The sequence below is a fragment of the Rhizobium sp. CAU 1783 genome (genome assembly GCF_054551725.1).
In genome coordinates, this window is the sequence record NZ_JBTOLM010000004.1 from 422144 (window position 1) to 446716 (window position 24573).

General features: G+C 63.6%; 19 protein-coding genes and 1 tRNA gene. 9 read left to right on the plus strand and 11 right to left on the minus strand.

The window, feature by feature from the left end:
• Window positions 1–55: 55 nt before the first annotated feature.
• From ACX93L_RS18380 to rocF, 4 genes are all read right to left on the minus strand, one after another.
• The gene (locus ACX93L_RS18380) at window positions 56–535 is read right to left on the minus strand and encodes a chemotaxis protein CheW (RefSeq protein ID WP_169593802.1); all 480 of its coding nucleotides are present in this window, start codon (window positions 533–535) and stop codon (window positions 56–58) included.
• Window positions 535–2313, minus strand: a complete 1779-nt coding sequence (locus ACX93L_RS18385) for a methyl-accepting chemotaxis protein (RefSeq protein ID WP_459406149.1) — start codon at window positions 2311–2313, stop codon at window positions 535–537. Before ACX93L_RS18385 ends, ACX93L_RS18380 begins: the two co-directional genes overlap by 1 nt.
• Before the next feature lie 305 nt (window positions 2314–2618).
• Window positions 2619–3836 (minus strand): ornithine--oxo-acid transaminase, encoded by a 1218-nt coding sequence (gene rocD, locus ACX93L_RS18390; RefSeq protein ID WP_459406150.1) that lies wholly within the window; start codon window positions 3834–3836, stop codon window positions 2619–2621.
• Between the two features lie 19 nt (window positions 3837–3855).
• The gene (gene rocF, locus ACX93L_RS18395) at window positions 3856–4791 is read right to left on the minus strand and encodes an arginase (protein ID WP_459406151.1); all 936 of its coding nucleotides are present in this window, start codon (window positions 4789–4791) and stop codon (window positions 3856–3858) included.
• Window positions 4792–4913: 122 nt separating this feature from the next.
• On the opposite strand from rocF, the gene ACX93L_RS18400 reads away from it, so the two are divergent.
• Complete coding sequence (locus ACX93L_RS18400; protein WP_459406152.1) at window positions 4914–5339, plus strand: Lrp/AsnC family transcriptional regulator; 426 nt, start codon at window positions 4914–4916, stop codon at window positions 5337–5339.
• 26 nt (window positions 5340–5365) lie between these two features.
• Here ACX93L_RS18400 and ACX93L_RS18405 read toward each other — a convergent pair whose 3' ends face one another.
• The 3 genes from ACX93L_RS18405 to ACX93L_RS18415 form a co-directional block, all read right to left on the minus strand.
• Complete coding sequence (locus ACX93L_RS18405; protein ID WP_459406153.1) at window positions 5366–9529, minus strand: translocation/assembly module TamB domain-containing protein; 4164 nt, start codon at window positions 9527–9529, stop codon at window positions 5366–5368.
• A gap of 30 nt (window positions 9530–9559) precedes the next feature.
• On the minus strand, window positions 9560–11485 hold the full coding sequence (locus ACX93L_RS18410; RefSeq protein WP_459406154.1) for an autotransporter assembly complex protein TamA: 1926 nt from the start codon (window positions 11483–11485) through the stop codon (window positions 9560–9562).
• A 156-nt stretch (window positions 11486–11641) separates the two neighbouring features.
• On the minus strand, window positions 11642–11905 hold the full coding sequence (locus tag ACX93L_RS18415; protein WP_169593816.1) for a YMGG-like glycine zipper-containing protein: 264 nt from the start codon (window positions 11903–11905) through the stop codon (window positions 11642–11644).
• Window positions 11906–12211: 306 nt separating this feature from the next.
• Between ACX93L_RS18415 and ACX93L_RS18420 the strand changes: the two genes are divergently transcribed.
• From ACX93L_RS18420 to hemA, 4 genes are all read left to right on the plus strand, one after another.
• Window positions 12212–12700 carry a (2Fe-2S)-binding protein gene (locus ACX93L_RS18420; RefSeq protein ID WP_459406155.1) on the plus strand — a complete coding sequence of 163 codons (489 nt, stop codon included), beginning with the start codon at window positions 12212–12214 and terminating at the stop codon, window positions 12698–12700.
• An 81-nt stretch (window positions 12701–12781) separates the two neighbouring features.
• Window positions 12782–15130 carry a xanthine dehydrogenase family protein molybdopterin-binding subunit gene (locus tag ACX93L_RS18425; protein WP_459406156.1) on the plus strand — a complete coding sequence of 783 codons (2349 nt, stop codon included), beginning with the start codon at window positions 12782–12784 and terminating at the stop codon, window positions 15128–15130.
• A gap of 13 nt (window positions 15131–15143) precedes the next feature.
• Window positions 15144–15944 (plus strand): FAD binding domain-containing protein, encoded by an 801-nt coding sequence (locus ACX93L_RS18430; protein ID WP_459406157.1) that lies wholly within the window; start codon window positions 15144–15146, stop codon window positions 15942–15944.
• Between the two features lie 221 nt (window positions 15945–16165).
• On the plus strand, window positions 16166–17380 hold the full coding sequence (hemA, locus tag ACX93L_RS18435) for a 5-aminolevulinate synthase (protein WP_459406158.1): 1215 nt from the start codon (window positions 16166–16168) through the stop codon (window positions 17378–17380).
• Between the two features lie 51 nt (window positions 17381–17431).
• On the opposite strand, the gene dxr is transcribed toward hemA, so the two are convergent.
• Window positions 17432–18622 carry a 1-deoxy-D-xylulose-5-phosphate reductoisomerase gene (gene dxr / locus ACX93L_RS18440; RefSeq protein ID WP_459406159.1) on the minus strand — a complete coding sequence of 397 codons (1191 nt, stop codon included), beginning with the start codon at window positions 18620–18622 and terminating at the stop codon, window positions 17432–17434.
• 115 nt (window positions 18623–18737) lie between these two features.
• Between dxr and ACX93L_RS18445 the strand changes: the two genes are divergently transcribed.
• The 3 genes from ACX93L_RS18445 (at window position 18738) to ACX93L_RS18455 (ending at window position 22347) form a co-directional block, all read left to right on the plus strand.
• Entirely contained in the window at window positions 18738–20636 is a 1899-nt protein-coding gene (locus ACX93L_RS18445; protein ID WP_459406160.1) for a heavy metal translocating P-type ATPase, read from the plus strand.
• A 68-nt stretch (window positions 20637–20704) separates the two neighbouring features.
• Entirely contained in the window at window positions 20705–21208 is a 504-nt protein-coding gene (locus tag ACX93L_RS18450) for a YciE/YciF ferroxidase family protein (protein ID WP_459406161.1), read from the plus strand.
• Between the two features lie 215 nt (window positions 21209–21423).
• Window positions 21424–22347: a GGDEF domain-containing protein gene (locus tag ACX93L_RS18455; protein WP_459406162.1), complete on the plus strand. Its 924-nt coding sequence runs from the start codon at window positions 21424–21426 to the stop codon at window positions 22345–22347.
• 27 nt (window positions 22348–22374) lie between these two features.
• Here the strand turns inward: ACX93L_RS18455 and ACX93L_RS18460 are convergent, their stop codons facing one another.
• Both ACX93L_RS18460 and ACX93L_RS18465 read right to left on the minus strand, forming a co-directional pair.
• Window positions 22375–22881, minus strand: coding sequence for a sigma-70 family RNA polymerase sigma factor (locus ACX93L_RS18460; protein ID WP_459406259.1), 507 nt, complete (start codon window positions 22879–22881; stop codon window positions 22375–22377).
• Between the two features lie 503 nt (window positions 22882–23384).
• Window positions 23385–23720 carry a hypothetical protein gene (locus ACX93L_RS18465; RefSeq protein WP_459406163.1) on the minus strand — a complete coding sequence of 112 codons (336 nt, stop codon included), beginning with the start codon at window positions 23718–23720 and terminating at the stop codon, window positions 23385–23387.
• 177 nt (window positions 23721–23897) lie between these two features.
• On the opposite strand from ACX93L_RS18465, the gene ACX93L_RS18470 reads away from it, so the two are divergent.
• Window positions 23898–24338 carry an HD domain-containing protein gene (locus ACX93L_RS18470; RefSeq protein ID WP_459406164.1) on the plus strand — a complete coding sequence of 147 codons (441 nt, stop codon included), beginning with the start codon at window positions 23898–23900 and terminating at the stop codon, window positions 24336–24338.
• A gap of 19 nt (window positions 24339–24357) precedes the next feature.
• On the opposite strand, the gene ACX93L_RS18475 is transcribed toward ACX93L_RS18470, so the two are convergent.
• A tRNA-Arg gene (locus ACX93L_RS18475) sits at window positions 24358–24434 on the minus strand.
• Window positions 24435–24573: the final 139 nt, after the last annotated feature.

A 24573-nucleotide genomic window follows, 5' to 3' on the forward strand; every position in this document is an offset into this window, starting at 1 on the left:
CCCCCCGGCGGTGCGGGGGGTTTTCAATCCTTGCCGAGATCCGGAGGGACGAGCGTCAGGCCGCCAGGTCCTCAATCTCCGTTCCCTTGAACATCTTGGCGAGGTTCAGGAAGCAGATCATGCCGTGTTCGTTGGCGATGATACCTTCGGAGAAGGACTTGTCGAAGGAGGCCGAGATTTCGGGAACCGGCTGAACCTGGCTCGAAGGGATCGTCAGGATGTCCGAGACGCGGTCGACCAGCATGCCGATGACCATGTTGTGCACTTCGGCAACGACGATCGCGGAGCGTTCATTGGCGACCGTGCTCTTCATGCCGAGCTTGTAGGCCAGGTCGATGATCGGGATCACCGAACCGCGCAGGTTCATCACGCCGATGACGTCGGCAGGTGCGTGCGGGATCGGCGTGGACGGTGCCCAGCCGCGGATTTCGCGGATGGTCGTGGTCTTTACGCAGAACTCCTGATCATGCAGCCGGAAAGCGATGATTTCGAGGGTTTCACCGTTGAAGCTTGTCGAGTTGATCGTCGTCGCCATTAAAATTCTTCCCAACTTTCCTGTGCCTGAGCGGTTGCAGCGCCACCGGTAGCGGCGCGAGCGACCTTTGCCATGAGTTTGCGTGCCGGGGATGCGACAGGTCTGGCATCAGGACGCGCTACAGTCATTGTATTCGAAGAGTGTTGCCCAAATCTAAACTGGGCGAGGAGATTGCGAAGGGTTTCGGCTTCCCTGGCAAGGCTGTGGCTGGCAGCGGTCGTCTCCTCGACCATCGCGGCATTGTGCTGCGTGTTTTGGTCCATGGCGTTGACCGCCTTGTTGATCTCCTGCAGGCCGGTCGCCTGCTCACGGGACGCTTCGACGATGGCGATGACGTTAAGGTTGATGTCCTTAACTTCTGTGACGATCTGCTCGAGCGCCTTGCCGGTCTGGCCGACCAGGGTGACGCCGTTGCGAACCTGTTCGCCGGACGTGGTGATCAGCGCCTTGATTTCCTTCGCCGCATTGGCGGACCGCTGGGCCAGTTCGCGAACCTCCTGGGCGACGACGGCAAAGCCCTTGCCGGCTTCTCCAGCGCGGGCGGCTTCGACACCGGCATTCAGCGCCAGCAGGTTGGTCTGGAAGGCAATGTCGTCGATCACGCCGATGATGTTGGATATCTCGCGGGAGGACGCTTCGATCTGGCCCATGGCGTCGATTGCGCTCTTGACCACTTCCCCGGATTTCTCCGCACCGGCCTTGGTTCTCGCCACGAGCGAGCCTGCTTCCTCCGCGCGCTTGGAGCTGTCGCTGACCGTCTGGGTGATCTCTTCCAGTGCGGCTGCGGTTTCTTCCACGGCTGCGGCCTGCTGCTCGGTGCGCTTGGCCAGGTCGTCGGAGGCTGACTGGATTTCTCGCGAACCGGCGGCGATCGCATTGGTATTGTCGCCGACCGTGCTCATCGTCGCCTGGAGCTTGTCCAGCGAGTTGTTGAAGTCGATGCGCAGGCGATCCAGGCCCGGCAGGAGCGGGTGATCGATCCGAACCGTGAGGTCGCCGTCTGCAAGCGCGGTGAGGCCGACCGCCACATCATCGACCGAGCGGACGCGCTCGGTGACATCGGTGGCGAACTTCACGACCTTGAAGACCTTGCCATTCATGTCAAAGATCGGATTGTAGGAAGCCTGGATCCAGACCACCTTGCCACCCTTGCCGATGCGCTTGAATTCCTCAGCGACGAATTCGCCGCCGGCGAGTTTCTGCCAGAAGCGCTGGTAGTCGGCGCTCTGTGTGTAGGCCGGTTCGCAGAACATAGCATGATGCTTGCCTTGGATCTCCCCGAGGCTGTAGCCGAGCGTATTGAGGAAATTGTCGTTCGCCGTCAGGACCTCGCCCGTCGTGGTGAACTCGATCACGGCTTGAGCTCTGGACACTGCGGCGAGCTTACCCGCATCCTCGGCCGCCTTGAGTTTAGCCGCGGTGATGTCGGTTGCGAACTTGATAACCTTGTAAGGTTTTCCCCCGCTGAAGACCGGGTTGTAGGAGGCCTGGATCCAGACGTCCTTGCCGGTCTTGGTAATCCGCTTGTACTCGCGGGCGTCGAACTGGCCGGCGGCCAGCGAGGCCCAAAAATCCTTGTATTCTTGCGTCGCAGTATAGGCAGGATCGCAGAACATCCGGTGATGCTTGCCTTTGATCTCTGACAGTTCATAACCCAGCGCACGACAGAAATTCTCATTGGCGGTCAGAATATTGCCGCTCAGATCGAACTCGATAATTGCTTGTGATTTGCTCATAGCGGCCAAGATCGCCTTTGCATCCGAGCCAAATAGTGTCATGCTCACGTTCACCCCCAAATTTGCGCTCGGTTCTCGAAGCGATACCCGCGCCGTTCGTTGCCAAATCTTCGCAAAGCCGAGCGTCGTTTTGCCGAAACGGTCTAGAGCGCTTGCTTCCCCCCAAATTTAGGGGGGAAGAGTTAAGGGGTCATAAACGATATTGAAGAAACGCATTTCTGCGTCTTATAGCGCGAAGTACTTTCACAGTTCAGCCTAAAGCAATAGTGAATACAACGCCGATTCTCTGGGGATTTAAGGCCGGCCGGTGCCGGCCTCTTATCAAGTGATCGATGGCAAGCGTCGCATCAATGTGTCGCAGGGCCCTTCGCCAGCACCGTGTCGATCCGTTCCAGCGCCCAGTCGACCTGGTCGCGGGTGATCACCAGCGGCGGAGCGAGGCGGATCGTGTCGACATGGGTGTCCTTGGCGAGCAGGCCGGCATCTTTCAGTGCATAGCAGTACTGGCGCGCCCCGCCGGCTTGTGGGTCGAGTTCTACGGCCAGCATCAGGCCGCGGCCGCGGACATCGCGAATGATGTTCGAACGGATTGATTTCAGCCCTTCCAGGAAATAAGCGCCCATTTCCGCGGAATTCTCGACCATCTTCTCCTCGACCAGGACCTTCAGGGCCTCGCGGGCGATCGCGCAGGCGAGCGGGTTGCCGCCGAAGGTCGAGCCGTGCTGGCCCGGCTTCAGCACGCCGAGAACCTCCGAATTCGAAAGCACCGCCGAGACCGGATAGAAGCCGCCGGACAGGGCCTTGCCGATCAGCGTCACGTCGGCCTCGATGCCTTCATGCTCTTCGGCGAGCAGCTTGCCGGTGCGGCCGAGACCGGTCTGGATCTCGTCGAGGATTAGCGTGATGTTCTTTTCCGTGCACAGTTCGCGGACGCGCCGCAGATAGCCGGCCGGCGGAATGACGACGCCGGCTTCGCCCTGGATCGGCTCGATGAGTGCCGCGACCGTGTTCTCGTTGATCGCTTCCTCGAAGGCCTTAGCATCGCCGAAGGGCACGGTGCGGAAGCCGGGCGTGAAGGGGCCGAAGCCGCCGCGCGCATCAGGATCGGTCGAGAAGGAGACGATGCTCAGCGTGCGGCCGTGAAAGTTGCCGGAGCAGACGATGATCTCGGCCTTGCCTTCCGGCACGCCCTTCGTCTCGTAACCCCATTTGCGCACGGCCTTGATGGCGGTTTCGACCGCCTCCGCGCCGGAATTCATCGGCAGGATCTTGTGCGAGCCCGTCAGCGCCGCCAGTTCCTCGTAGAGCAGCGCGAGCTGGTCGTTGCGGAAGGCGCGGGAGGTGAGCGTCAGCTTGGATGCCTGCTCGGTCATTGCGGCCAGGATGCGCGGATGACAATGCCCCTGGTTGACGGCGGAATAGGCTGACAGGCAGTCGAGATACTGCTTGCCCTCGCTGTCCCAGACATGGACGCCCTGACCACGGGTCAGGACGACGTCGAGAGGCTTGTAGTTGTGGGCGCCGAGGCGCTGTTCGGTGGCGATGAGGTCTGCTGCGTTCGACATCGTTTGATCCTCGGTTGTTTCAGGCGGCGCGGGTGGGGCGGTCGAGAATGCGGCGACCGAAGAGGCTCGCGGCCAGCTCGACGATGACGCGGGCGCTCTTGCCGCGGTCGTCCAGGAAGGGGTTGAGTTCGACGAGATCGAGCGACGACACAAGGCCGCTGTCATGCAGCATTTCCATGATCAGGTGCGCCTCGCGGAAGGTCGCGCCTCCAGGCACGGTGGTGCCGACGCCGGGCGCGACATCCGGATCGAGGAAATCGACGTCGAGGCTGACATGCAGCAGGCCGTTGACCCGGGAGACGTCGGCGATGATCCGCCGCATGATCGCGCCCATGCCGTCCTCGTCGATAGCGCGCATGTCGAAGACGTTGACGCCGTTCTCGGCGATTGCCTGACGCTCCTCTTCGTCCACCGAGCGAATGCCGACCTGGTAGACGTGGCGGGGGTCGACGAAGGGCCGGTCGGCCGGCAGGATGGGCGCAAATTCCGCCTTGCCGCAGTAGAACGCGACAGGCATGCCGTGAATGTTGCCGGAGGGCGACGTCACCGGGGTGTTGAAGTCGGCATGGGCGTCAAGCCACAAGACGAAGAGCGGTCGGCCAAGGTCTTGGGCGTGGCGCGCCATTCCGGATACACTGCCCATCGACAGGCTGTGGTCCCCGCCGAGTAATACCGGCATCGAACCGCCGCTTGCCGCGCGATAGGTTTCTTCTTCGATCGCGCGGGTAAAGGCGCCGACGATCGGAAGATGATGGGCTTTGGGGTTTTGTTCGAGGTCGGTGGCCGGCGCGGGGCGCAGGTCGCCGGCGTCGGAGACGCGATAACCCAGTTCGCCGAGTGCCTGACCGATGCCCGCAATGCGCAGGGCTGCCGGACCCATGGCGCATCCACCGCGGCCGGAGCCCTCTTCCAGCGGAACGCCGATCAGGGTGGCGGCCTTCGTCTTCTCTTTCATCAAGATCTCCTCGTGCATGAGCGAGGATCATCTTCAAAGCACGCGTCTGCAAAAAGATGGAAAATAATCGGAAAGTCAGCTAAATTGCGCAAAACGCCGGCATGTTCTGACGAAGTGTAGATATGGACGATCTGGACCGCGATATCCTCAGTGCCCTGCGCCACAATGCGCGCATTCCCGCCTCCTCGCTCGCAGCGATGACCGGCGCCTCACGCGCGACGATTGCCGCACGCATCGAGCGGATGGTGGCCGACGGAACGATTGCCGCCTTCACCATCCGCACCGGCAGCGAGATTCGCCCCGCAGGGGTCAAGGCCATCGTGATGATCGAGGTGGTGGGCAAATTCGCCGACCGCGTCGCCCACCAGCTGCGCGGCCTGCCGCAGGTGAGGGCACTGCACAGCACCAACGGGCGCTGGGACTTCATTGCCGAGCTTGAGGATCGCGATCTCGCGGCCTTCGACGAGACGCTGCGGCGCATTCGCCTGATCGAGGGGATCAATACGACGGAGTCCAGCATTCTGCTGAAGACCAGCAAGGTCAGCTGATGATCAGCGGAGCCCGCTGGCGGGGCTCAGTATTCCTTCTCGTAGAAGATCCCGCCGCCGGCCCCTTCGGCGCCGGCCTCGCCCTTGAGCTTCACGCCGCGGCCGATGTCGAGGTTGATCACCGCCTTCGTCTGGCCGGTTCCACCCTGCTGCAGCTCTATATAGGTGCGGTCGTTGAGATACTTGCCGGCGCTCACCTTGGCCTGGCCGGTCTCGTCGGTCGAGATGTCGAGGTCGTCGACGCCGAGCGTCGAGCGCAGGGCCTCGAACAGCGACGTCGAACGGCCGCCGGCGAGCTGGGCTGCGGCGTCGGCGAGCTGGGCGATCTGCAGTGCCGACAGACGCGACATCGACTGGCCGAAGATCAGCTGTGCGAGGATTTCGTCCTGAGGCAGCGCGGGCGAGGAGGAGAAGGAAACCGTCGGATCATTTGCGAAGCCCGAGATGGTGATGGTGATCGTCGCCGAGCCCGAGGTCGTCGTTGCTTCCATGTCGAGGATCGGAATCAGGCCGCCGCCGAAGGTGATCGTGCCGCTGGTGAACTGCATGCGCTTGGTCAGGACCGAGAGGCGGCCGCGTCTCAGCTGGAACGCGCCGGCGACGTTCGGCGACTGGGCATTGCCCGTGACGCTGACAGTCCCGCCCAGCTCCGCATCGATACCTCGGCCGCGCACGAAGATCTGGGTCGGCGACGATACGGTCAGGTCCAGGCCGATCGTCGACTGACTGCCGTGGCGCTCGGTCTTGGTGATCCTGGCCATCTGGGTTCGCACCTTGCCGGGAGCGTTCCGGTGCTTGATGTCGAGTTCCGAGAGGCTCGTCGGCAGGCGTTCGGGAATGGTGATCGCCGTCTTGGACAAGTTTACCGTGCCGGCAAGCACGGGTGCCGACAAGAGGGGGCCTTTCAAGGTCAGTTGGCCGTCGGCGGTGCTGGCGACCATCGTGCCGTCGACATAGACGGCCTTGTCCAGCGTGATCGCAATGTCTGCCGGCATGCCCGGCGAGAGGATGTCAATCGTTCCGCCGCCGGAAATCCGTCCGCCGCTAGCGAGTTTGCCGGCCAGTCCCGTGACCGAGGCGCGGTTGCCCTCGAGCGTTACCGTCGCGGTCAATTCCTCGATTGCGAGGTTGCGGCGCACGTCGATGAGGCGTGCTCCTGCGGTGCGCACGGTGCCGGTGATCTGCGGCTTGCCGAGCCCGCCCGATAGGGTGACATCGGCATTGGCCTTGCCTTCGAGCACGAAACCCTGTCGGCCCAGGAGCCCGTTCAGCGCCGCGAATGGCAGGTTTCCGGAGAATTTCATCGCGATCGGTCGATCGCCAGAGAGGGCAAGCGTCCCCCCGCCGGAGAGCGCCAGACCCGATTGTCCGCTGGCGCGCCCGTCGAGCGAAAGCCTGCCGTCGCGGAAATCGCCCTTGGCCGTGATCGAGAAAGCCTCCAACCCTGCCGAGCGGGTCGGTGCGGCAGCGGCGTTCGCCCAGTCGAGATTGTAGGTGACAACGGGAGCCGCGGGCGTGCCTTTGATGGTGATATCGCCTGAGATCGCGCCTTCGGGCGCGATGGACGGTGCGACGGCGGAGGCCAGCGATGCCGGTAGGTTTCGTAGCGTCGCGACGAGGTCCAGGGTCTCGCCGGCGCCGCCCTTGATGTCGACCGTGCCCGACCCAGCCGTGATCGTTGCTGTCTCGACGTCCACCTTGCCGTTTGCGACCCTGACCGCGGCGGGCTTGGCGAGCTTCAGGGGAATGCGGCGGGGAGCGGCCGAAAGCTGGTCGAGCGCAATCCGCATCGCGCCGGCATCCTGCTCCAACCGTCCCCTCGCGACGAGCGGTGCTCCGTCATAACGTCCGTCAAGGGAAAAAGCCGTGTTCGAACCCTCGCGCGTGAAGCCGAGTTTCAGGGCTTCGACGCGGTTGTTCCCGACCGAAACGGCGGAGGCCGTGATCGTTCCTTCGGCGGAAAAACGGGCGAGGTCCGAGATTGAAAGGCCGATCTTCGGCTCGATGACGGACAGGGTGTCGCGCGTCAGGGCCGAGCCGCTCGCTTTCACATCGGCGGAAAGCCTGCCGTCGGATTCGGTGAGCAAGATGTCGCCCTTCAGGTCGCCTGCCGCAGTCTGGCCCACAAGGGCGGCAAGGAGGCCGACCTCGGGCAGGTCGAAGGTGAGCTTTCCGCTCGGCAGGAAGGCCGGTGAAAAGGCAAGGGCGCCTTCGATCCGGTTTGTTCCGACAGCAATCGTCAGCGCAGGAATGGCCGAACGGCCGCCTTCCGCGACGAGGTCCGCAGTGCCTTCGATCGGCTGGCCGTCAAGCTTACCGGACATGCGGAGGGTACCCTTCGGCGCAGTCCTGTCTGCGGTTCCTGCGATTTCGACAGACAGATCTTCAAGCTTGCGCCCTGCCGCAACGGCGTTCTCCGAACGAAGGAAGAGCTTGGCCGCCAGTGCGTCGAGCGGACCGGTCGCCGTGAGGGCAAAATCGGCGCTGCCCGAGATATTGGCGGCAAGAGCTTCCAGCTTGACGATGTGACCCTTCAGGTCGGCGACCAGCGTGTCGTCGGCCGCGAGGTTTGCGGATCCGGTAACGTCGCCGAGGCCGGTCGTGATCTTGAGGTTGCTGAGCGCTATCTGGCGCGGCAACGCGTAGTCGAGTTTGCCGGAAAGGCCGATCATGCCCTCGAACTTGGCAGCCAGGCTGTCCGGCAGCACCGCCGGTACGGCAAACAACTCGAACGTGGTTTCGAGAGCCTTTGTCTCCAGCCCGTAACGGCCGCTCGCCGTGCCGCCGATGGTCGGGCTTTCGATGGTGGCGCCGTCGAAGGCAAGGCTGTCGCTGGCGATCGACAGGGGCGCCTTGACCGTCAGTGGAGCCTTGACGATTCGATCGAGTTCGGGATTGGCAAGTGCTCCACCGGCAATCGCGATGGTCGCTGCGAGGGGACCGGTTCGAGTCGAGAGGTCGAAGGTGTTGCTTGCCACCGCGACGTTGACACCCGAAAGCTCGCCCTGCGGATGCGCCAGCGTGGCAAGCCGTGCCTTCAGGTCAAGGGCCGCCGACCTGGCCGGGCCGCTAATCGCGAGCGAGAGGCTTTCGATGGCGGCGGAAATCGTGTTTTCGCCGCTCTTCCAGCTGATAGGCAGCGGTTCCGTCTTGGCGACGAGACGGGCCTTAAGGTCGTTGTTGCCCTTCGGATCGTACCGTCCCGACGCCGCAAGATCGAGCGCCGCGGTCGCGACGTTGCCGGTCTCGATCGTCACCGCGCCGTTGCGGTCGATGCTCGCGGCGAGATCGATGAGGGTTTCTCCGTCGAAGAGCGAGCGAACGGTCGGCGGTAGCAGCGCGTCGAAGCGGCCGCCGCCTCTTGCGGTGATGCTGCGAAGCCCGGCGGCGAGGCGGTGGGTTGCTTCGACGGCAAGGGTCGGCTGACCACCGACGTCGGCCGTCACCGTGCCCTTCCAGTCGTTCAGCTGACCGTCGCCATCGACGCCGATACGAAGTGCAGGTGCGCCGGGCAGCTTGAGAAGACCGGCGACCATGCCGCCCTGCGGTTCGTTCAGTTCACCGGTTAGCCGAAGGCGGTTGTCCGCCGGGGCATAGACGAGATCCGCGGTCACTCCGGCTTCCGGTGCATCGGCGCGCTTGATGGCGATCTGCGCCGCGATGCGTTCGCTCACGGCTTGGCCTGCACCTGTCACGGACAGCAGCATATCGCGGGTGGCGAGAGCAGCGCTCAATTCGACGCGCGGCAGGTCGATTGCGCCGATGTCCAGTTCGACCGGTAACGAGAAGCCGCTTCCATCCGTCTCGGCCGGTACGGCGGTCGTGACGGGAGGGCGATCGATCCGGACGGAAGCGGCGGCAAAGCGTGACGCCGTCAGGCGGCCGTCCAGTAGGTCGAGGGGTGACCAGTCCATGGCCAGGTCGCGGATTTCCGCGTAGCGCCCCTCGGTATCAGCGAGCGCGATCGCACCGACGCGCAGTTCGCCGCCGAGCAGCGGCCCGGCGTTCTCGATGGTGATGCGGCGGTCGGGGGTCGACAGCACGGCGGCCACCTGGCGGGCGACGAAATTGCCGCCGGCCGCCGTAAAGCCGGCAATCAGGAATACCGCTACGCCAACAAACAGCGCGCCGCCGAACACCAGGGCGACAATGCGCAAGGCATGTTTGATGAGGCGTTTCAGCAGCTGCATGCGGGCTCCCGTCGTCTTTCCGGTCTACGCTCAGAAGCTCTGGCCAATGCCGGCATAGATGCCATAGGTGCTGCCGCCTTCGTAGCGGTCGAGCGGCATGGCGACATCAAGGCGCAGCGGGCCGAACGGCGTCTGGTATCGCAGGCCGAGGCCCGCGCCCATGCGCATATCCGAGAAATCGGGATAATTCGCGGCAGTCACCGAGCCAATGTCGAGGAAGGGCACGATGCCGATCTTGTCGGTGACGGCGATGCGCGCCTCGAAGGAGCCGAGCGCATAGGCGCGTCCGCCCGTCGCGTCGCCGGCCGCGTTGTAGGGCGAGATTTCCTGATAGGCATAGCCACGCACGGAGCCGCCGCCGCCGGCAAAGAACCGGCGAGTTGCGGGCAGGGCCTCGAGATCGCCCGCACCGACGAGCACCCCGGCGGAAACCTTGGCGGCGAGAACGATGCGGTCCTCGGTGCCGATCCCGTAATAGCCGGAGACCGATCCCTCGAAGGAGGAGAAAAAGGTCTCGCCGAGGATCTCGTAGCTCGGGATGGCGCTGAGCGTCGCGTTCAGGCCTTCGGTCGGATTGAGTTTGTTGTCGCGGGTGTCCCGCGCATAGGTGATCGGCAGGCCAAAGGTTAAGTAATTGTTGTTGCCGAAGGCGTCGTCGATGTCATCGTAGGAGAGTGACACGCCCGCGCTGACCTTGTCATAGTCGGTGATCTCGTAGGCGAGGGCCACCTTGCCGATCACGGATGCGGCATCATAGGAATCGGTGGTGAGCGTCGCGCCCTTGATGCTCGCTTCCAGGGTCGCAGACGGGAAGAAGGCGCCCGGCTTGATGAAAGTGACACCTGCCGAATAGTCGAGATCCTGGACGCTGCTGAAATCACCCAACCCGCCGACCTTGCCTTCCAGCCGCAGCGATTCCGCCTGGCCGAAGAGATTGCGGTGGCCCCAATAGCCCTCGAGGCCCAGTCCGTCGATCGAGGAGACGCTGGCGCCGATGCCGAAATAGCGCTGCTTGCCTTCCGCCACCACGATGCCGAGTGGCAGGTCCCCGTTGGCCGAGAGGGCGTCTGCCTCGTTGATCGTCACGCTGGAAAAGACGCCGAGCGCGCGGAGGCGTTCGGCTGCCTTCTTCAATTGTTCCGTGGAGTAGGGCTGTCCTTCACGCAGGCGGGAATAGCGACGGATGAATTCGGCGTCGACCTTGCGAGCGCCCTTGACCGTCACCTCGCCGATCGGGGCGACCGGGCCTGCGTCGACCGCGAGCACGACGTCGACCGTGTTCGTCTCGTGATCGGCAACTACATCGCGCCGTGTCAGTTCGGCAAGCGGACGCCCCTCCGCTTTCAGGTCGTCGACGATCCTGCCGCCCGCCTTGAGGATCACCAGCGAACCTGCAGGGTAGCCGGGCGCGAGATCGTAGGTGCCGGGATCGATGCCCGCCGCATCGCCTTCGAGCGTCACCTTGCCGAGCGTGAAGGCGGGGCCGGGGTCGACGCGAACCGTCACCGGGATCGGGCCGGAGCGGGGAAAGGTCGGGTTGGGCGGAAGATTGTCGATATCGCGACCGTCGACGAGCACCCGGACGACGCCGGCATAGCGTGCGTTTTCGTAGAGCGTGGCGATCAGCCGGTCGCGATCGTCGCGTGCCTTGATTACGAGGCCGAGATCGCCGGAGACCGGGGCTTCCTCTCCCTGGACAAGCAGCGAAGTCCGTTCGAGCGCCTCGGCGAGATCCTTGTCGGCGCCGTCGGTGTCGAGGATGACATCGTATCGGACGGGGTCAATGATGTCGTTCGCCGTCTCGTCTTCGCCGAAGAGCGTGATGCCGAAAATCTTGAAGGCGAAGGCCTGATGGGCGAGGGCGGGGGACAATGCGAGCGCGAGGCCGAGCCCGAGTGCGGTGCCGGATCGCCGAAACGCAGTACTGATCTTCGGTGCTATCGGTTTACACGGCATGCGCAGCTTGGCTCGTTGCAATCGGTAGCTCGGCAGGGCATCCCGCCAGCTGGACCGAGTTTAAACGCAAACGCGCCAAAAGGGATATCTTTATTTAGAAAGATGCTCGCGAAACGAGTCCCGGCGCGAACGCCGGGACCGTATTTCGGCCGGAAATCAGTAGCCGCGCGGGCAGCTGTCGACGTAACGGCGGCCGTAGCGGTCGCGGTAGTAGCACTGGCCGGGCTGGTCGGCGACGTTGCCGATCACGGCGCCGGAGACGCCGCCGATTGCCGCGCCGACAGCCGCACCGCGGACGTCGCCGGTGATGGCGCCGCCGATGATCGCGCCCGAAGCGGCGCCGATCGCGGCGCCTTTTTCGGTCTGGGTGCAGCCGGCGACCGACAGGCCGATCAGAGCGAGCACAAGAGCTTTCTTCATGATTTTTCTCTCCACTGTTTTACGCGGCCGGGTTCGCCGGTCCATGTTTTCTCCGCCAGGACGCCGGGTGCGTCTCCACTGGGCGGTCGCGCGCCCAGAATAGCCGGCAATTCGGGAAAGTCCACGGAATTGAAAGTCGAATGCGCCGCTCCAGAAAGGACTGTGCGCTGCGTCACAGTAGAGGCGGAATCTATGCTGCGGCGCGAAAGATAAAAATTCCGTCCGACCCCAAAGTACCGGTTGATCGTGCAGTGAAAAAGTCAAATGATAGCTCATGTGTCCGGGAGAGACACGAGGAGGAACAATATGGCAAAAGTAACGCTGACGGTGAACGGCCGGACAGTGAGCGGAGAGTGCGAGGATCGTACCCTGCTCGTCCATTTCATTCGCGAAAAGCTTGGACTGACCGGAACCCACGTCGGTTGCGATACCACGCAATGCGGTTCCTGCGTCGTGCACATGGACGGCAAATCCGTGAAGAGCTGTTCGATCCTGGCCGTCCAGGCGTCCGGCTCGGCGATCACCACGATCGAAGGGCTTGCCAGTAATGGCGAGCTGCACCCGGTCCAGGCGGCGTTCAAGGAACATCACGGCCTGCAGTGCGGCTTCTGCACGCCCGGCATGGTCATGGCGGCGGTCGACATGATTAACCGTCACGGCGGACATCTCGACGAAGCCACCGTGCGCCACGAGCTCGAAGGCAACATCTGTCGTTGCACCGGCTATCACAACATCGTCAAGGCCGTCCTTTCCGCCAATGCCGAGATGCATGGCGGACGCCAGGCTGCCGAATAACCAGTCGTCCTCCGGCTTGACGTCGCGACAGAGGACTTGTTGCGACTGGATGCTGGACCGAAACCCCATCGGGAGGAAATCATGGGTGTTGAAGGAATCGGTGCGCGCGTCACGCGCAAGGAAGACAAGCGCTTCCTGACCGGCAAGGGCCGGTATACGGACGACATGGTCGTTCCGGGCATGAAATTCGCCTACTTCGTGCGGTCGCCCTATGCGCACGCCAAGATCAAGAATGTCGACATCTCCGCCGCCAAGGCCATGCCCGGCGTGATCGACGTGCTCGAGGGCAAGCAGCTGCTGGCCGACGGGATCGGCAACATCATCTGCGGCTGGATGATCCATTCCAAGGACGGTACGCCGATGAAGATGGGTGCCTGGCGTCCGCTGGCGCACGACACCGTCCGCTATGTCGGCGATGCGGTGGCAATCGTCGTCGCCGACAGCGTCGGCGAAGCGCGCGATGCCGCTGAAGCGGTGGTGGTCGACTATGAGGAACTGCCGGTCGTGACGCAGGCGACCGAGGCTCTCAAGTCTGGCGCGCCGCAGATCCATCCCGAGGCACCGGGCAACCTGATCTTCGACTGGGAGATCGGCGACAGTTCCGCTGCCGACCGGGCGATTGCCTCTGCCGCGCACGTCACCGAAATCGAGATCCACAACAACCGCCTTTCGCCCAACCCGATGGAGCCGCGCGCCACGCTCGGCATCTACGACGCGGCCGAGGATCACTACACCTGCTATACCACGTCGCAGAATCCGCATGTTGCGCGGCTGGTGATGAGCGCCTTCTACAATGTCGCGCCGGAAAACAAGCTGCGTGTCATCGCACCGGATGTCGGTGGCGGCTTCGGCTCGAAGATCTACATCTACCCCGAAGAGATCGTCTGCCTGTGGGCCTCGAAGAAGACGGGCGTGCCCGTCAAGTGGACCTCCGACCGCACCGAAGCCTTCCTCACCGACGCCCATGGCCGTGATCACGTGTCGAAGGTGAAGATGGCCTTCGACAAGGACAACAATGTCATCGGGCTGAAGGTCGACACCATCGCCAATCTCGGCGCCTACATGTCGCTCTTCTCGTCGTCGGTCCCGACCTATCTCTATGCGACGCTGCTATCCGGCCAGTATGCGATCCCGGCCATCCATTGCAACGTCCGCACGGTCTACACCAATACGGTGCCGGTCGATGCCTATCGCGGTGCGGGGCGTCCGGAAGCCACCTATCTCCTTGAGCGAACCATGGAGACTGCGGCGCGCGAACTCGGTGTGTCGCCGGCCGAGTTGCGGCGCCAGAACTTCATCCGCTCCTTCCCGTACCAGACGCCGGTCATCATGTGCTACGACGCCGGCAATTACGACGCTTCGCTCGAGGCGGCGATGTCGGCGGCCGACTGGCAGGGCTTTGCCGCGCGCAAGGCGGAAGCGGCCGCTCGCGGCCGCAAGCGCGGGATCGGCATGAGCTGCTACATCGAGGCCTGCGGTATTGCTCCGTCGGCGGCGGTCGGTTCGCTCGGTGCCGGGGTAGGTCTCTGGGAATCGGCCGAGGTCCGGGTCAATGCCGTGGGCACAGTCGAGGTTCTGACCGGCTCGCACAGCCATGGCCAGGGCCACGAGACCACCTTCGCCCAGCTGGTATCGGACCGCCTCGGCGTGCCGATCGACAATGTCTCGATCGTCCATGGCGACACCGACAAGGTGCAGATGGGTATGGGCACTTACGGGTCCCGTTCCGGCGCCGTTGGCATGTCGGCGATCGTCAAGGCGCTCGACAAGGTCGAGGCCAAGGCGAAGAAGATCGCCGCGCATCTGATGGAAGCGGACGAGAGCGACATCGTCATCGAAAACGGCGAGCTGAAGGTCGCCGGCACCGACAAGACGGTGCCGTGGTTCCAGGTTGCCCTTGCCGCCTACACCGCCCACAACCTGCCGGGCGGCATGGAACCGGGGCTGAAGGAAGGGGCCTTCTACGACCCGTCCAACTTCACCTTCCCCGCCGGCTGCTACATCTGCGAAGTGGAGGTCGATCCGGAGACCGGCAAGACCGACATCATCCAGTTCGTCGCGGCCGACGACTTCGGCAACATCATCAATCCGATGATCGTCGAGGGCCAGGTTCACGGCGGCATCGCCCAGGGCATCGGCCAGGCGCTGCTCGAAGGGGTGCGCTACGATCCCTCCAACGGTCAGCTGCTGACGGCGAGCTACATGGATTATGCCATGCCGCGCGCCGACGATCTGCCGTCCTTCCAGGTGTCGCACCAGAACACACCCTGCCCGGGCAACCCGCTCGGCATCAAGGGCTGCGGCGAGGCCGGTGCCATCGGCTCTCCGCCGGCGCTGATCAATGCCATCACCGACGCCATCGGCAACAACAACCTCAATATGCCAGCCACCCCGCTTGCCGTCTGGTCGGCAATGCAGGCCGCCGAGTAACGGGAGGACGACCATGTATCCCTATTCGACCACCTATCATCGTGCATCCTCGGTGGAAGATGCCGGCAAGCTGCTGTCGGGTGCTGCCGACGGCAAGTATGTCGCCGGCGGCCAGACGCTGATCGCAACGCTGAAACAGCGTCTCGCCCAGCCCTCCGACCTCATCGACCTGCGTCATGTTCCGGCCCTCAAGACCATCTCGGTCGAAGGCCGCACCGTGACGATCGGTGCCGCGGTCACCCATGCGGAGGTTGCCGGCTCGGCTGCTATCCGTGCGGTCTGCCCGGCGATCTGCCATCTCGCCTCGCTGATCGGCGATCCGCATGTCCGCCATCTCGGCACGATCGGCGGTTCGATCGCCAATGACGATCCGGCCGCCGATTATCCGGCCGCCATGCTCGGCCTCGGGGCGACGATCGTCACCGACCGCCGCGAGATCGCGGCTGACGATTTCTTCGTCGGCCTGTTCGAGACGGCGCTCGACGAAGACGAGATCATCACCGCCGTGCGCTTTACCGCGCCGGAAAGGGCTGGCTATGCGAAGTTCGCCAACCCGGCCTCGCGATTCGCGATGACGGGTGTCTTCGTGTCCAAGGGGGCTGCGGGCGTTCGGGTTGCCGTGACGGGGGCGGGTTCGGGCGGTGTTTTCCGCCATGAAGGCCTTGAAGCGGCACTTGCCGGCGACTGGTCGCCCGGGGCTCTGGCCGGGGTCAACGTCGATCCGACGGACCTGATGTCCGATCTGCATGCGACGGCCGAGTATCGCGCCAATCTCGTGAAAGTGATGGCCAAGCGGGCCGTTGCGGCCTCGTGATCGCGGGCTGACCGCCTGTTCCGGGAAAGGGCGGCCGCGGCCGTCCTTTTTCGATTCAGCTTGACGCAGATCAAGTTTGCATCGTGGGCAATCGGTTAGCAATTTTCTGGAAAGATTCTTGAATTGCGCCTTTTGTCGCAGTTTAGAATGAATTTACTGTGCCGGGGTTGACCGCAAACGCGTTGGATCTCAAAAGGGACGGAACGGACTGGAGTTGGACGATGGATTTCGAGGCGTTTTTCAAGGGCGAGTTGGAAGGTCTTCACGAAGAAGGCCGATACCGGATCTTCGCCGATCTTGAGCGACAGAGGGGCAATTTCCCCCGCGCCACGCGATACACCGACAACGGCCAGCAGGATGTCACCGTCTGGTGCTCGAACGACTATCTCGGCATGGGCCAGAATGCCGAGGTGATCGCGGCGATGAAGAACGCCATCGATCACTGTGGTGCGGGTGCCGGTGGCACCCGTAACATTTCCGGCACCAACCACTATCACGTCCTTCTCGAGCGCGAACTGGCCGACCTGCACGGCAAGGAATCGGCGCTGATCTTCACCTCGGGCTATATCTCGAACTGGGCGACGCTCGGAACGCTCGGCCAGAAGATCCCGGGCCTCATCATCTTCTCCGATGCGCTGAACCATGCCTCGATGATCGAGGGTATCCGCTACGCAAAGTGCGAGCGGGTCATCTGGAAGCACAACGACGTCAAGGACCTCGAAGCCAAGCTCGCAGCCGCCGATCCGAAGGCGCCGAAGCTGATCGCCTTCGAATCAGTCTACTCGATGGATGGCGACATCGCGCCGATCAAGGAAATCTGTGATCTCGCCGATAAGTATGGCGCGATGACCTATCTCGATGAAGTGCATGCCGTCGGCATGTATGGCGCGCACGGCGGCGGTATCGCCGAGCGCGAGGGCCTGATGGACCGCCTGACGGTCATCGAAGGCACGCTCGGCAAGGCATTCGGTGTCATGGGCGGCTATATCACCGGCTCTACCGCACTCTGCGACTTCGTCCGTTCGTTTGCCTCTGGCTTCATCTTCACGACGGCGCTTCCGCCGGCGCTGGCTGCCGGTGCGGTCGCCTCGATCCGCCACCTGAAGTCCAGCCAGATCGAACGTTTCGCCCATCAGGAACGCGTGCGCCGCCTCCGGTCGATGCTCGACGCCCGCGGCATTCCGCACATGCCGAACCCGAGCCATATCGTGCCGGTCATGGTCGGCGATGCGGCCAAGTGCAAGTGGATCTCCGACCTGCTGCTCGACAATTTCGGCATCTATGTCCAGCCGATCAACTATCCGACCGTTCCGAAGAAGACCGAGCGCCTGCGCATCACGCCGACGCCGCTGCATTCGGACGGCGACATGGAGCATCTGGTCGGCGCGCTGCACCAGCTGTGGTCGCGTTGCGCACTGGCTCGCGCGGTCGCCTGAGTCGGCGGTCTCCCATCGAAATCGTCAGAGATTGAAGAAGCCGCCTGTCCTTCAGGCGGTTTTTTCGTGCTCGATGATCGCGGACGCCATCTGGCGCGCCTCGACGTCGGCCTCGAAGACGGCATCTATGCTGCCCGCCGATCCGCAGTCGATGAGGCGATCCATGGTCGCCTCGACGATATCGGCCATATCGAGAAAGCCGATCTTTTCCTCGACGAAGGCGTCGAAGGCCGTTTCCTCGGCGGCGTTCATGATCGCCGCCTGAAGGCCACCGCGGGTCAGCGCCGTGCGGGCAAGGCGGATGGCCGGGAAGCGCACCTCGTCCGGTGCCTCGAAGTCGAGGCGGGCGAGCTTGGCGAAGTCGAGGCGATCGACGTTGAGCGACGGCCGCTTCGGATAGGTGAGCGCGTAGCCGATTGCGGTCCTCATGTCGGGAGCGCCGAGCTGGGCGATCACCGAGCCGTCGCTGTAGCCGACCATCGAATGAATGATCGACTGCGGGTGAACCACCACCTCGATCTGTTCCGGCGCGACACCGAAGAGATGCTTGGCCTCGACCATTTCGAGCGCCTTGTTGAACATCGAGGCGCTGCCGACCGAGATCTTCAGGCCCATCGACCAGTTCGGATGGGTGCGTGCCGTCTGCACCGTCACGCCGGCCATCTGCTCACGGGTGAACGTGCGGAACGGACCTCCGGAGGCCGTCAGGATGATGCGTTCCAGCGCGTGGCGCTGGCCGTTGTCGAGGCACTGGAAGATCGCGCTGTGTTCGCTGTCGACCGGGATCAGGCGCCCGCCGCCTGCCTTGACCGCCTCGACGAACAACTCGCCCGCCGAGACGAGGCATTCCTTGTTGGCGAGCGCGATGTCGGCGCCGCGTGCGGCGGCTGTCAGGGTGGGGCCAAGTCCCGCCGTGCCGACGATTGCCGCCATCACCCAGTCGGCCTCCAAGCTTGCCGCCTCCTGGAGGCCGGATCGGCCGGCCGCGACGTCGATGCCGCTGCCCGAAAGGGCGTCCTTCAGGGTCATGTACTGGCTCTCGTCCGCGGTGACGGCCAGTTTCGCGCCGGTGGCGCGGGCCTGCTCGGCGAGAAGCTCGATATTGCCGTTGCCGGTCAGCGCACCGATTTCGAACGCGTCGCGGCCACCGAGTTGCCGGACAACGTCGAGCGTGTTGACCCCGATCGAGCCGGTCGAGCCGAGGATCGTCAGGCGGCGCGGCTGTTGCTTTTCGATGGTCATACGGGCTGTCCGGAAGATTGCTTCATCTGCAGATGCGTCTACAAGGGATTGCTGAAGGCGGCAAGCTTCCCATTCGGTGACCGCATGCCGCATCAGGAGACTGTCTGGAGGTCCCATGGTCGGTGAATACGAGAGCCTGCGCCGTTTTGGTTTGCCGGTTCTGGCGCTTCTTGCCTTGATGACGCTTGCCGGCGGCGGTCTGGCGTCCTTTTCCGATCAGGTGGCCTGGGCCTATCGGCTGTGGTCGACAGGCACCGCGCTGGTTCTTGTCGCGCTTCTCATCGAGATCGTCCGGTCGCTGGCGCGAGGGCAGTTCGGCCTCGACATCATCGCGGGGCTCTCCATGGGCGCGGCCCTTGCCTTCGGCGAACCGCTCGCCGGCAACATCGTCGCCCTGATGTATGCGGGCGGACAGCAGCTCGAAAACTTTGCGGAAGGCCGTGCCCGGCGCGAAATGACGGCCTTGCTCGGACGCACGGCGCGCACGGCCGTGCGCCACGCCGGTAGTGCGCTCGAGGAGGTGCCGATCGAAGTGCTGGCGCCCGGAGACCGCATCCTGATCCGCCGCGGCGAAGTGGTGCCGGTCGACGGAAGGCTGCTCGCGGCACGGGCGGATATCGACCTCTCGGCCCTCACGGGAGAGTCCCTGCCGGCGCGTTTTGGACAGGATGACGACATTCCGAGTGGCGGCACGTCGATCGGCGCCGTCTTCGATCTCGAAGTCTCGCGCACGGCTGCGGAAAGCACCTATGCCGGCATTGTGCGGCTCGTCGAAAGTGCCCAGGCGAGCAAGGCGCCGATGGTGCGGATTGCCGACCGCTTCGCCCTCTGGTTCCTGCTGTTCACCGTCTCGATCGCCGGGGCCGCCTGGTGGATGACGTCGGATCCGCTGAGGGCGTTGGCGGTTCTGGTCGTCGCAACGCCCTGTCCGCTGATCCTCGCGGTTCCGGTCGCCATCATCTCCGGCATGTCGCGGGCCGCCTCGCTCGGCGTGTTGGTGAAGAGTGGCGGAGCGTTCGAAACGCTCGCCCGGGTGCGGACCGCCGTGCTCGACAAGACGGGTACGATGACCAGCGGCAAGGCCGGCGTGGTCGAGATCCGCACCGCCGACGGCGTGGAGCCGGATGAGGTATTGCGGCTTGCCGCATCGCTCGACCAGGCCTCCAACCATGTCAGCGCCGAGGCTCTGGTCCAGTCGGCGCACGAGCGTGGCATGGTGCTCTCCTACCCGTCCGATATCGTCGAGGCACCGGGAAGTGGCATCGAGGGCAAGGTCGACGGCAATCGGCTGGCCGTCGGCGGCAGCGATTTCGTCCGCGGGCGCTGTCTGTCCGGTGATCCGCGTGATCTCGGCCGGGATCTGCCGCCCGGAACGGCTGTCGTGGCGGTCGGGATCGATGGCGTGGTCGCCGGCATCATCCTGCTTTCCGACCGGCTGCGCGACGATGCCCGCGCCGCCATTGCGGCCTTTCGCCGTGCCGGGATCCGTCGCTTCGTCCTTGCCTCAGGCGACCAGGCCGATGCCGTGCAGGCAACCGGGGCGCTGCTCGGGGTCGACCTGGCCCGTGGCGCCCTCCAGCCGAGCGAAAAGGTCGAGGTGGTGATCGCCGAACGACGCGATGCCCCGGTGATGATGATCGGTGACGGCGTCAACGACGCACCTGCCCTTGCCGCAGCCGATGTCGGGGTCGCCATGGGTGCGCGGGGCGCTGCAGCCTCTTCCGAATCAGCCGACGTCGTGCTGCTCGTCGATCACCTGGGGAGATTGCCCGCGGCCCTTTCGATTGCCCGTCGAACGCGCCACATCGCATTCCAGAGCGTGGCCGTCGGATTGGGTCTTTCGATCGTCGCGATGGTCGCGGCGGCACTCGGCTACCTGCCGCCCGTCGAGGGTGCCGTCCTGCAGGAGGTGATCGATGTGGCCGTGATCCTCAATGCGTTGCGGGCCTTGAGCGTACCCACTGGGGAGGCGAGGGCAGCAGAAGGACTGCCGAGCGGCGGAATTGGTCGCTGATCAGGAACAAAAGCCCGGGTGTAGTGGTTTGACCGGTGCAAATGCTTTCAAACCAGGAGACACCTGAAATGGCACAGAAGACTCTGGACGACCTTTTCCATGAAACGCTCAAGGACATCTACTATGCCGAGCGCAAGATCCTGAAGACCCTGCCCAAGATGGCGCGCGGTGCTCAGGATCCGAAGCTCCAGGCGGCCTTCGAAAAGCACAGGGAAGAAACCGAGGGCCAGATCGAGCGCCTGCAGCAGGTGTTCGAGATCATCGGCAAGCGCCCCCGCGCGAAGACCTGCCCGGCAATCGACGGCATCGTCGAAGAGGGCGAGGAAATCCTGGAGGAATTCAAGGGCACGGCGGCGCTCGATGCCGGCCTGCTTGCCGCCGCCCAAGCGGTCGAACACTACGAGATCAGCCGTTACGGCACCCTCAGTGCCTGGGCCAAGCAGCTCGGGCTGAAGGACGCCGCGAAGCTTCTCGACGAGACACTTGCAGAAGAAACCAAGACTGACGAAGCTCTGTCGAAGATTGCCGTTTCGGCCGTCAATACGGCCGCGACCGAGAAGAAGGCTGCGTGACACAGCCCTTGATCGGATGATCATGCGCCAAGGGCGTTGCCGGAATTTCCGGGCGACGTCCCTGGCGTTTTTCTTTCCGCGCTACAGCTCCGCTCGCTATGCTCGGTTCGGCTTCCCCTCCGACGGCGGGCTCGTCGTGGGGAGAAAGATTAATTAACAATTCTCAATTACGTTTGTTTTTTATAAGTATTGTCATTATTTGGGGATTGCAGCCTATGTTTGCTGCGCATGCCGTCCAGTCCTGTGAAGTCCAGTCGGATGACATCTACCGCAAGATATTCTACGAGGTCGCCGACGGTATTGTCGGGATCGACGAAAACGGCATCATCAGCCTATGCAATCCCTCCGCAGAGGTCATGTTCGGATGGCAGCCGGGTGAACTCATCGGCCGCCCGCTCGATGTGCTGTTGCCGGAAAAGGTTCGGCCGCACCATCATCATCACATTGCTGATTTCCAGTCGGGAGCGGTCGATGCCCGCTACATGGGGCAGCGCCTCGCCAACACGATTGGCCGGCGCGCCGATGGGAGCGAGATCAATCTCGGCATCACGATCCTCAGGACGCAGACGGAGGCCGGTACGATGATGGTCGCAGTGGTTCGCGACATCACCGAGGTCCGGCGCTACCAGAGCGAACTTCAGCGGCTTGCGGATACCGATCCGCTGACCGGACTTCTCAACCGGCGCGCCTTCAAGTCGAAAGCCGAGCACGAAATCGCCCAGAGCCTCAGCCAAGAGCACGATGTCTCGGCCATTTTGTTCGACATCGACAACTTCAAGATGATCAACGATACCTTCGGCCATGACGCCGGCGACGATGTCATTCGCAACTTTGCCTGCACCGTGCGCAAGGTGATGGAGGGATATGATCTCGTCGGCCGCTGGGGAGGCGAGGAATTCGTCGCCGTGGTGGCCAACACGTCGCTCGACCGGGCGGCGGAGATTGCCGAGGCGGTTCGGCAAGACGTCGAGGAGCAGTGTCTGCTGCCGGCCGACGGCGCTCCGGTAAAGGTGACGGTAAGCGCGGGCGTGACTGGATTGAACCGCAAGGAAAAGTCCCTGTCGCCGCTGATCTCGCGGGCCGATGCGGCGCTCTACGAAGCGAAGCGCCACGGACGAAACCGGGTGATGCTCCTCTGACCAGGCGACGGTCAGCTGACGCGGTCGTCAGTCTTTCAGTTCGCCGAAAGTTTCGCCGAGCTCGCGCCGCAACTGGCGTCGTGCGCGGTTGAGGCGGCTCTTCACGGTGCCGATCTTGCAGCCGCAGATCTCGGCGGCGTCCTCGTAGCGTTCGCCCAGCATGACGATCAGGATCAGCATTTCCCGGTGATGATGCGGCAGGCGGTATAGCGCGCGGCGTACATCGTCGGCCTGCATGATCCAGTCCTGGTTCGGCTCCACGCTCAACCGATCGGCTATCCCGTCCGGAAGCCCAACCGTCTCTCGGCCACGTCGCTTGAAACGCGTGCAGAAGGTGTTGCGCATGATGGTGAACATCCAGGACTTCAGTCGCGTGCCCGGTTCGAAAAGATCGATATGGGCGAGCGCCTTGGTGAGTGTCTCCTGCACGAGATCGTCCGCCTCTTCCGGCTTGGGGCAGAAAGTGCGGGCGAATGCTCGGAGCGCGGGGATGAGATCGACCACTTCCGACTGCGTCACATGTTCGGGGTTCATGGTCGGCAAGACCTCACCTCCATCATCGTTGGCGCGTGAACAACAGCTCGTAAACGCAGCTGTCGTTGCATGGTTCCCCCGGTTCGCAGCCACTGCGTGTTCTTCGTGGATGCCGAGTGGCGACATGTTCGAGCGCAAAGGTAGCTGGCTACCTTTGCCTTCGGGCCGCTGGGTTGCACGATGTTCCAGAGTCTTTTTTGGTCCTTTTGGAACATCAGGCCTTCCGTTGGTGTTGGAAGCCGACAAAAAGTAGGTGCGCCCGATCTTAGTGAGGCCGGCGCGCAATGCTCGGACAAGATGATGGCGACTTGAGAAGAAAGGCGACGCGGTGGCAGGTGGAAGAAAGCATGATCCCCGAAACGACGATCTCAGATCCAGACTCGATCGGCTGTATGCCGAACTGCAGCGTACCGCCGTTCCGTACGAGATGGCGAGGCTGGCAAGCCAGGTTCAGCGCGCGCTGAACGCCAGACGCAAGAAAGTCTGACACCTTTCCCCGCCATTCATCGCTGCAGCGGAGCAATCGCATTCTGCAGGGGGTGCCCGGCAACGATACCTCGCTCGCCGTCGGCGGGATATCGTCCGCTGGTATCGAGTACCACGGCGTAGAGTTTCTCATTGCGGAAAGCGCTGGCGAAGCTCGTCGATACGTCTTCCGCTGGTTTGGCGCCGATGTCGCGAAAGTCCGTCTCCGCCTCACTCGCCACAAGGCGCGCGTCACCGGTCGAGCGGGCGCGCACGACGACTTCACCCTGAAGCGATACATTCTGCCAGTTGGGGTCGGTGAGCGGCGCGGACGGCAACAGACGATAGATCTGCAGTTCTTCCTTCTCGATCATGATATCCTCCATAGTTGGAATTGGGGAACGTCCGGATGGTCTTGCCGTTCCATCGATCCTGTTCGGAACCCGGACCCCCGTCCGGCGGTTACCTCTCCCGGGCCGCGTGCCGGCAGCGGAGCACCCGACGGGGCGGCCGTTCAGGCTCGGAAGAGAACGCAATCTGGGAAAACTGCCATGCAGAAGACCGCACACCTCCAGCATGCGATCGACGTCGCTGCCGGCGCCCATGAAGGTCAGATGGACAAACTCGGCCGGCCCTATTTCGAGCACTGCCAGCGGGTCGCCGGCGCGGTGTCCGGGGAGGAGCCGAAGATCGTGGCCTACCTGCACGACACTTGTGAGAAAGGGCGGGGCTGGACGCTTGACCGGCTGAGGGAGGAGGGTTTCGCGGCGGCGATCGTGGCCGCCGTCGATGCTTTGACGCGTCGCCCTGGTGAGGCGGAAGAGGAGTTCCTACGCCGTGCCGCCGGCAATCCGCTCTCGTCTGCCGTCAAGCAGGCAGATCTCGAAGATAATCTGTGGCAGGCGGAGATGGCGGGTAGCGACCGTCGCCGATACCAGCAGGATCTTGAAACCCTTGCCGCTTTTGCCAGGCCCGGTTCCGGACGCCATTGAACAGCGATTGTGCCGAAGATGGTGATCCCGACGCGATTCGAACGCGTGACCCTCAGATTAGGAATCTGATGCTCTATCCTGCTGAGCTACGGGACCACTGGCTGAACTCAATACAAAAGCCGTGCCGGTAAGCCAAGCATTTTCGCTCGTTGTGGCAAAGAGGCGTGGGGGGGGGGGGGGGGGGGGGGGGGGGGGGGGGGGGGGGGGGGGGGGGGGGGGGGGGGGGGGGTAGGGG